Genomic DNA, 7,219 nt, shown 5'->3' on the forward strand with positions numbered 1-7,219 from the left:
GGGTGGGCCGGCGCGCCCGGGAGCGGACGGCGCCGATGCCCAGCGCGCCCGTGGCCGCTCCGCGGTGCGCTGCCGGGTGTGCCAGCGTCCCCTGGTGGGCCAGGCCGCCCGGACGGGCCGGTGCGACAGCTGCCCGGCCAACATCGACCAGGCGCTCTTCGAGCGGCTGCGGGCCTGGCGCTCCGCCCGGGCCAGGGAGCAGAGCGCGCCGGCCTTCGTGGTGTTCACCGACGCGACGCTGATGGCGATCGCCGAGCACCGGCCCACGTCCGTCGCCGAGCTGGTGGGCATCCCCGGGATCGGCCAGGCCAAGCTCGACCGCTACGGCGAGGACGTGCTTGCCCTGATGGACGGGCGGGAACCACCCGGTTGACGTCCCGCCGTTCGCCGGCAGTACCCCCGGGCCCCCAGGACTGTGACGATCGTGACACCTTCAGTCGCGGTATCGGTCAGCCGTGGCACCAGTCATACTGATTGCGTAGAGTGCTCGTTCGGAAGCGCGAAAAATAGGTTGCGACCGCCGCGGCCGGCTTCTACGGTGCTGATGAGCGCTGAGCGTGCCTGACCTGCGCCCGGCCTGAGAACGCCAAGCCCGGCCCGAACGCGATGGAGGTGGTCCCCATGAGGATGGTGGGGATCGTCGCCGCGTTCGTGTGGCGGGTGTACCCGCCCGGCCTGCGTGGTGTGGTCCGTCCGGTCGCGGCTGTTCCCCTCGGGAGCGCACCCGCCGCCTCCACGGCCGCCCGTGGGTTCGCCGACGATCCGCGCCGGATCCGCGTAGCCGCCGCGCATCACGCCCTGGCCGCGAACGCCCGCGCCCAGGCATCGACGATGCGCAAGGCGCTGTCCGTCCCGGGTCCGTCCCGAGGTCTGCTCCTGGCCTGACCGGCCGCCCGAGCGCCGACCAGGGCCGCGGATCCCCGACGGGAACCGCGGCCCTGAGTGTTTTTCGGCCCGATCCGCCGAATCAGCCGAACCGACCGGATCAGCCGAATCGCCGAACCAGCCGAACCAGCCGAACCAGCCGAACCAGCCGAACCAGCCGGATCAGCCGAATTGCCGAACCAACGAATGCCTGGAGCGACATTGACCGAACCGGCTGTCCCGGTCGAACCGCCCCCGACCGGTTTCCTGATCGATTCCCTTCCTGCTCCTTCAGTGCCGGAGGTGACACCGGTGTTCAACCCCTCGATCGTCGCCCGGATCGAGCGGGACCAGCTGGCGCTGCCCTGCTGGGACGTCGACCCGGACCTGTTCTTCGCGGAGTCCCCCGAGGACGTCGAATCCGCGAAGGCGGTCTGCGTCGACTGTCCGCTGCGGCACGCCTGCCTGGCCGCCGCCCTCGACCGGTGCGAGCCCTGGGGCGTGTGGGGTGGCGAGCTCGTTGCCATGGGCGCCGTCGTCCCGCGCAAGCGTCCCCGCGGCCGCCCCCGCAAGAACGTCGCCGCCTGACGACCGCGGCCCGCATTCCACGGCGGGTGTCACGGGCTGCCACCGGACCGGTCTCGTCCCTCCGATGGCAGCCCGTGACCTGGTGGCAGTCTCGAGAGCCGTCCGCTGACGGCCGTTGATGGCCGCGTCGCGACGTCACCGGAGAAGTGGTCACAAATTTGTGATACATATGGGTTATGGCGATCACTGGTGATCATGTGGTGGGCCTACGGGAGCTTCGCCACAACACCAGCGAGGTGCTGGCCCGGGTCCGGCGTGGTGAGACCGTCGACGTGACCGAGTACGGCCGGCTGATCGCCCGCATCGTGCCCGCCGAGGAGCGGGAACCGGCCCCGGTCATGACGCGGCTGGTCGAGTCCGGCAGAGCCCGGCTGGCGGTACGGCCCGGATACCGGCCGAGGATGCGGCCAGGCGACGGCGACCGCCTCGGTGAGACGCTCGCGGCGCTACGCGCCGAGGAAACGTGGTGACCCTTTACTACGTGGACACCTCGGCCGCCATCAAGCTCCTCGCCGAGGAGACGCACTCCCTGGCGTTCGCGGCATTTTATGACAGTAATTCCAGTGCTTCGTGGGTGAGTTCCGCGTTGCTCCGTATCGAGGTCATGCGATCGGTCAGCCGGGTTCTGCCGGTGATGATTCCGGATGCGCGTGAGCTGCTGCTGGCCTTCGACTACATTTCCATCGACGACGACATCGTCGAGGCTGCGATGAACGGACCGGACCGGATGTCGCGTTCACTGGATGCCATCCATCTGGCGACCGCACGGGTCCTCGGCCGGGAACTCGACGCGTTCGTCACCTACGACGACCGGCTCGCCGCGGCCGCCGTTGACGCCGGATTCAGCCTGCTCAGCCCGCGGGACTCACCAGCAGCCGACACCGCCCCCCGGGCGTAGAGGCGTTCGGCCGGTCGCTGTCGACACAGCCGCGGCGTGTGGACACGTCAGGTTGTCCATAGTGTGATCAAACATGTTCACTGTGCGATCGCAAGATGTCGACGTGTGTTCCCGGCTGGGACGGATGGTGCCGGTAGTGTTCGGTCGTGCCCAGCAGCAAGCCCGCCCAACCGGCCCGGATCGGCACGCCGGCGGCTCCCGGCGCCGCGGACACCGCCGTCGAGCCGCCGGAGGGCCAGGCCGTCGACGGTGATCGTGCCCGGTATGACGGTGACCGCCCACGCCGTCCCGGCGACGTGCCTGTCGACCGTCCCGGTGCCGTGTCCGTCGGCCTTTCTGGCGGCGTGCCCACCGTGCCTCCCGGTGACGTGCTCAACGCGCCTCCTGGTGACGTGCTCAACGCGCCTCCTGGTGACGTGCTCTTCTCCCATCCCGCCGCCGCATCCGCCGGGCGTCCTGGTGGCGTGCCCTTTCACCGGGCCGGCGGTGGGGAGGTGGCCGCGGCGGCCGCGGTCCTCAGCGCGCCGGAGCTCGCCGGGATCGTGGATCTTGTCGCCTGGGTCGACGACGGCTGGCTCCACGTCGCGAACGCGGACGGCGCCTCGCGGCTGTCGCTGACCACCGGCCTCGACGGCCCCTGGGAGGTCCTGCGCGGGCGCGACCCGGTGGCCGTGCGGGACCCGATGCACGGCGTCCCGCTGGAGCAGGCGCTCAGGGACCCCTCGCCGCCGAACGCCCGCAACTCCTACCCGCTCGCCGGGGTGCGGCTCGCGTCCGTCTTCGCCGATCCGGCCCGCTCGCCGGACGTCGTCGTCGTGCACAGCGCGGCACATCACTGGCCGGAACGCGGTGGGCATCTCGGCGAGCACGGGTCGCTGGACGCCGGCCAGTCCCGGGCGCCGCTGCTGCTGTCCGGCGCCGGCGTCCACGGACGAGGGCCGCTCGACCGGCATGCCCGCGTCGTCGACGTCGCGCCGACCCTGGCCTACCTGGCCGGGGCGTCCATGACAGACCCGGCCCGCCCCGCCGGCTTGAACGATCCGACCGGCTCGAACGATCTCACCGGCCCCGCCAGCTTGAACGATCTGGCCCGCCCCGCCAGCTTGAACGATCTGACCGGCTTGAACGATCTGGCCGGTCTGGCCGGCGCGAACGGTCTGGCCGGCGCGGGCGGGCCGGCCGGCCGGAACGGTTCGGCTGACCTCGGCATCGACGGCCGGGCCCTGACGGAACTGTGCGTGCCCGGCGCCCGGCATGTTGTCGGCCTGCTCTGGGACGGCGTGAACTGCAACGACCTGCTGGCCATGGCCGGCGCCGGCGAGCTGCCGGCGGTCGCCCGCCTGCTGGCCCGTGGCGTCGCCCTCACCGGCGGCGCGGTCGCGGAGTTCCCCAGCGTGACCCTGGCGAACCACACCAGCGCGCTCACCGGCGTCGGCCCAGGGCGGCACGGCATCCTCAACAACGCCTACTTCGACCGGGAGACCGGCCGGCGGATCGTCGCCAACGACGCGTCCACCTGGCATCTGGCCTGCGAGCAGCTGCGGCCGGGGGTGCGCACCGTGTTCGAGGCGATCGCCGCGGCCCGGCCCGGGGTGTCGACGGCCTGCGTCAACGAGCCGATCGACCGAGGCGCGACGTATTCGACGTTCGGGCTGGTCCGGGCGATGAACAGCGCTGCCGGCGCCGGCGGGCTGGGCGAGCATCTGCCGTCCGCCGCGGACGACCCGCACGCGACCCAGGAGTGGGTCGCCGCCAACCCGGACTACGCCTGGTCGACGCAGGTGGACGCGCTCGGCCTGGCGCAGATCCGCCAGCTGTGGGGCGAGCAGGCCGCCGAGCCGCCCGCGTTCACCTGGTGGAACACCACGGTGACCGATACCGGGCATCACGGCGGCGGCCCGTATTCGCCGCAGTCCCGGGCGTCGATGGCCGACGCCGACCGGCGCCTCGGAGTCTTCCTCGACCTGCTGGAAGCCCGCGGACTCGCCGACGACACCGTCATCCTGCTGACCGCGGACCACGGCAGCGAGGGCGCCGACCCGTCCCGCACCGGCGACTGGGACGAGGCCCTGCGCGCCGCCGGCATCCCCTTCCGCGACGAGGCCTACGGCTTCCTCTACCTCACCCCCTCCGCCGCCACGAACACCTGACCCGGACGGGTTCGCGCTCACATGCGCTGGTCAGCGAGGCCGGGCGGATGACTCGGCCGGCTCCCGTGGCACGGGTACTTCCGTGACCGGCCGGCTGAGCAGGAGACGGGGTACGCGGCTGCGTTCCTGAATCCATGCCCGGACGTCGGAGTCCAGGTAGCCGGCCACGCGCAGCAGGTCGGCGTGCATCCGCTCCAACGGCCGGTTGTGGATCGGTTCGTGGTGCGCGATGCGGTTGCGGAGCCGGACAAGTCTGTTGACCGGGTCGTAGATGGTCGCGCGCCGGGCAGGACGAAGGCCCGGGAAGGCATGACGGAGCACAGGCGTCCAGAGGGACGTCTCGTAGCGTCGGGACAGGAGATAGCGCCAGAAGCCGAAGGTCAGCTCGGCGACGACCCGACCAGGGGTGATGATCCTGCCGTCACGTCGGATCCTGAACCCGGCGTCCACGACGTCCTGATGTCCCCGGGCTTCGAGGATCCCGGCCGGATCGTCCCACCACTCGCTGGCACTGTGCCGGTGCAGGTGCCATGCCGTGAGCTGGTCGTGAAGCGCGTTGCGCAGCACGACCTCGAGCACTCCCAGGTCCTCGTGGAAGCCGGCGCTGACGGCGCCGTTCCACTCGTAGAGGGCGATTGCGCTGACGATGTCATCGCCGCATGCCCGCTCGTATGGGCCGAGACGTTCGGGGCTCAGCCCGCGGCGAAAGCCGGGAGGCCTGGGACGGGGACAAGGGATTGGACATCGACGTACCGATCTTCTATGCTTCTGAAAGAGACCCCGGATGACCTCTACCGCACAGGCGGCACGCCACCGGGGTTCTGTCTGTTCTGGCGTTCTGTCTGTTCTGGTGAACAGCGCGGCACACGCTCGCAGGTGGCTGTGGATAGTGATATCTGTCGGTCACACCCTATGGCGGTCAGTGTGTCCGAACTCGCGCCCCGTACTGAGAGACCACGGCTGCCCGTGGACGCTGGACTGGTGGGGTGATTGTGTCGAAACAGGCTTCGTGGTTCCTGGTCGCGGTCGGCGCGTGGACGTGGGCCATCTGGCCGAACTTGTGAGAAATTGCCAAGATCTGTGGATGATTATGTCTGCGTGACGGGCCGTTGCATATAGATCATGGGGATCGGTGATTCGGTGTCGTAGGGCTCGATGTCGGTGTAGCCGAGGCGGCGGTGGAAGCTGATGACGGCCGTACGGGTGGGCAGGGCGTCGAGGACCAGGCGGGTGAAGCGGTGTCGTGCGGCGTGCTGGTGTGCGTGTTCCATGAGGACGCGTCCGATCCCGCCACGATGCGTCGGACGTACGTAGAGACGTTTGATCTCCGCGGTGCTGGCAGGCGGGCGGGGTGCGAGTCCCACGCAGCCGATGGGATGTTTGAGGCCCGCGTTGTTGTCGGCGGCGTACAGGTCCCACTTGTCGGGATCGGCGGGACGAGGGACACGGTCTCCGCGGCGGGTCATAGTGGTGGCATCAACTCCGGGCCATCCCCCGGGAGCGGCCTGGACAGTTCGGCCACCAGATGGGGGTCGGCGTGGATCGCGGCGGTCTGGCGCCACTCGTGGACAAGTTGAGTAAAAGGCCCGAGTACTCCCGCTTCCGCGCTGGCCTGGAGTCTGCGCAGCAGGGTGGTGACGCATTCGGTCTGCTCGTCGTCGGGAAGCAGGTCGATCCAGGGGAAGACCTCGGTGAGGATGCCTTCGAGCACCTCCCTGGCGGCGGGTTCATGCAGTATGGCGCGCAGGATACGGGCGGTGATTGCCAGGGCCTCTTCGACGTCGGCGGCTCTGTCCGCCAGTTCGATGCGCAGGTTCGGGCCGTCGCGCCGGGCGAGTTCGACGACCTCTCCTTGATCGATGAAGGCGAGGACGCGCTTGGGCTCGCGAAGGAGGTCGCTGTACGGAAAGGAGACTCGCGCGCTGGAGGCGACCATGGCTCGATCAGATCTGAACTACTTCAGATCTGGCTGCGCCGAGGCGGACCGCAGCGCCCTCGGCCCCTCGGCCGCTGACCGGCGGGGGAGTGCCGGCCAACGCTCGTAGGGGCTGAGCCGCCCGGAACTCAACCTGCGGCAGAGCCAAGCGGTGCGGGACAGGGGCGGAGGGCCGGGCATCGGTGCGCTGCCTTCTGAACTGGCTGACGGAGACCCCGGATGGCCTCTACCGTTCAGGCGGCAAGCCGCCGGGGTTATGTCTGTTGTCAAAGCCTATGACGATCAGCGTGTCCGAACTCGTGCCCTCGCGGAGAGACCACAGCTCTCCGCGGATGCCAGGCTGGTGGGGTGACTCTCTCGAAGCGGGCATCCTGGTTCCTGATCGCGGTGGGTGTGTGGACGTGGGCGATCTGGCCGAACTTCCTTCGGAACATATGGAAGGATGATCGTTCCTGGGACGACGGCCCGACCGGCTTCTTCACCGTCCACCTGGTCCTGACCGTCGTCTCCCTCGCGATCGGCTCGGTGGTCGGCTGGCTCGGCATCCGCGGCGTTCGCGCGGCCCGCCAGCGCGGCAACGGTGACGCCGCCCCGTCCAAACAGCTGATCAATTCGGGTCGTTGACGCACCGAAGACGGCCGCTGTCCTGAAACGCTCGCGTCGTCCGAGACTCTTCTGGAGTCTCGTGATGCTGTCCCGTTTACGCGGTCGAGGTCCTGATCATGCCTGCGACCAGTGAAGATGGCTCAGCGTGACTTTAGCCATCCGGAATCACGGGACACT

The 7,219-nt window shown here is 69.7% G+C and carries 10 protein-coding genes; 7 read left to right on the plus strand and 3 right to left on the minus strand.

What is annotated here, in order from left to right; all coding sequences use genetic code 11:
* From NBX02_RS04360 to NBX02_RS04385, 6 genes are all read left to right on the plus strand, one after another.
* Positions 1 to 373: HRDC domain-containing protein (locus tag NBX02_RS04360; protein ID WP_250290089.1), on the plus strand; the 373-nt coding region annotated here is incomplete at its 5' end.
* 248 nt (positions 374 to 621) lie between these two features.
* Entirely contained in the window at positions 622 to 885 is a 264-nt protein-coding gene (locus tag NBX02_RS04365; protein WP_250286637.1) for a hypothetical protein, read from the plus strand.
* Between the two features lie 291 nt (positions 886 to 1,176).
* Positions 1,177 to 1,452, plus strand: a complete 276-nt coding sequence (locus tag NBX02_RS04370) for a WhiB family transcriptional regulator (protein WP_250290091.1) — start codon at positions 1,177 to 1,179, stop codon at positions 1,450 to 1,452.
* Between the two features lie 176 nt (positions 1,453 to 1,628).
* The gene (locus NBX02_RS04375; protein WP_250290093.1) at positions 1,629 to 1,922 is read left to right on the plus strand and encodes a type II toxin-antitoxin system prevent-host-death family antitoxin; all 294 of its coding nucleotides are present in this window, start codon (positions 1,629 to 1,631) and stop codon (positions 1,920 to 1,922) included.
* Positions 1,919 to 2,350, plus strand: coding sequence for a PIN domain-containing protein (locus NBX02_RS04380; protein ID WP_250290094.1), 432 nt, complete (start codon positions 1,919 to 1,921; stop codon positions 2,348 to 2,350). Before NBX02_RS04375 ends, NBX02_RS04380 begins: the two co-directional genes overlap by 4 nt.
* Positions 2,351 to 2,496: 146 nt before the next feature.
* Complete coding sequence (locus NBX02_RS04385; RefSeq protein ID WP_250290096.1) at positions 2,497 to 4,500, plus strand: alkaline phosphatase family protein; 2,004 nt, start codon at positions 2,497 to 2,499, stop codon at positions 4,498 to 4,500.
* Positions 4,501 to 4,530: 30 nt separating this feature from the next.
* Here the strand turns inward: NBX02_RS04385 and NBX02_RS04390 are convergent, their stop codons facing one another.
* The 3 genes from NBX02_RS04390 to NBX02_RS04400 form a co-directional block, all read right to left on the minus strand.
* On the minus strand, positions 4,531 to 5,079 hold the full coding sequence (locus NBX02_RS04390) for a hypothetical protein (protein ID WP_250290098.1): 549 nt from the start codon (positions 5,077 to 5,079) through the stop codon (positions 4,531 to 4,533).
* A 509-nt stretch (positions 5,080 to 5,588) separates the two neighbouring features.
* The gene (locus NBX02_RS04395; RefSeq protein WP_250286649.1) at positions 5,589 to 5,966 is read right to left on the minus strand and encodes a GNAT family N-acetyltransferase; all 378 of its coding nucleotides are present in this window, start codon (positions 5,964 to 5,966) and stop codon (positions 5,589 to 5,591) included.
* Complete coding sequence (locus NBX02_RS04400; protein WP_250286652.1) at positions 5,963 to 6,436, minus strand: hypothetical protein; 474 nt, start codon at positions 6,434 to 6,436, stop codon at positions 5,963 to 5,965. The genes NBX02_RS04395 and NBX02_RS04400 overlap by 4 nt, the downstream gene beginning before the upstream one ends.
* A gap of 348 nt (positions 6,437 to 6,784) precedes the next feature.
* Between NBX02_RS04400 and NBX02_RS04405 the strand changes: the two genes are divergently transcribed.
* A complete protein-coding gene (locus NBX02_RS04405) occupies positions 6,785 to 7,060 on the plus strand; it encodes an SCO4848 family membrane protein (RefSeq protein ID WP_047221120.1) in 276 nt (91 codons plus the stop codon).
* The last annotated feature ends 159 nt before the right edge of the window (positions 7,061 to 7,219 follow it).

Origin of the sequence: Protofrankia sp. CiP1_Cm_nod1, assembly GCF_920888515.1 — a bacterium.
GTDB lineage: Bacteria > Actinomycetota > Actinomycetes > Frankiales > Frankiaceae > Protofrankia.

Coding starts and splice junctions, on each gene's coding strand:
- NBX02_RS04365 (WP_250286637.1), top strand. CDS start 622: ATGAGGATGGTGGGGATCGTCGCCGCGTTCGTGTGGCGGGTGTACCCG.
- NBX02_RS04375 (WP_250290093.1), top strand. CDS start 1,629: ATGGCGATCACTGGTGATCATGTGGTGGGCCTACGGGAGCTTCGCCAC.
- NBX02_RS04400 (WP_250286652.1), bottom strand. CDS start 6,436: ATGGTCGCCTCCAGCGCGCGAGTCTCCTTTCCGTACAGCGACCTCCTT.
- NBX02_RS04395 (WP_250286649.1), bottom strand. CDS start 5,966: ATGACCCGCCGCGGAGACCGTGTCCCTCGTCCCGCCGATCCCGACAAG.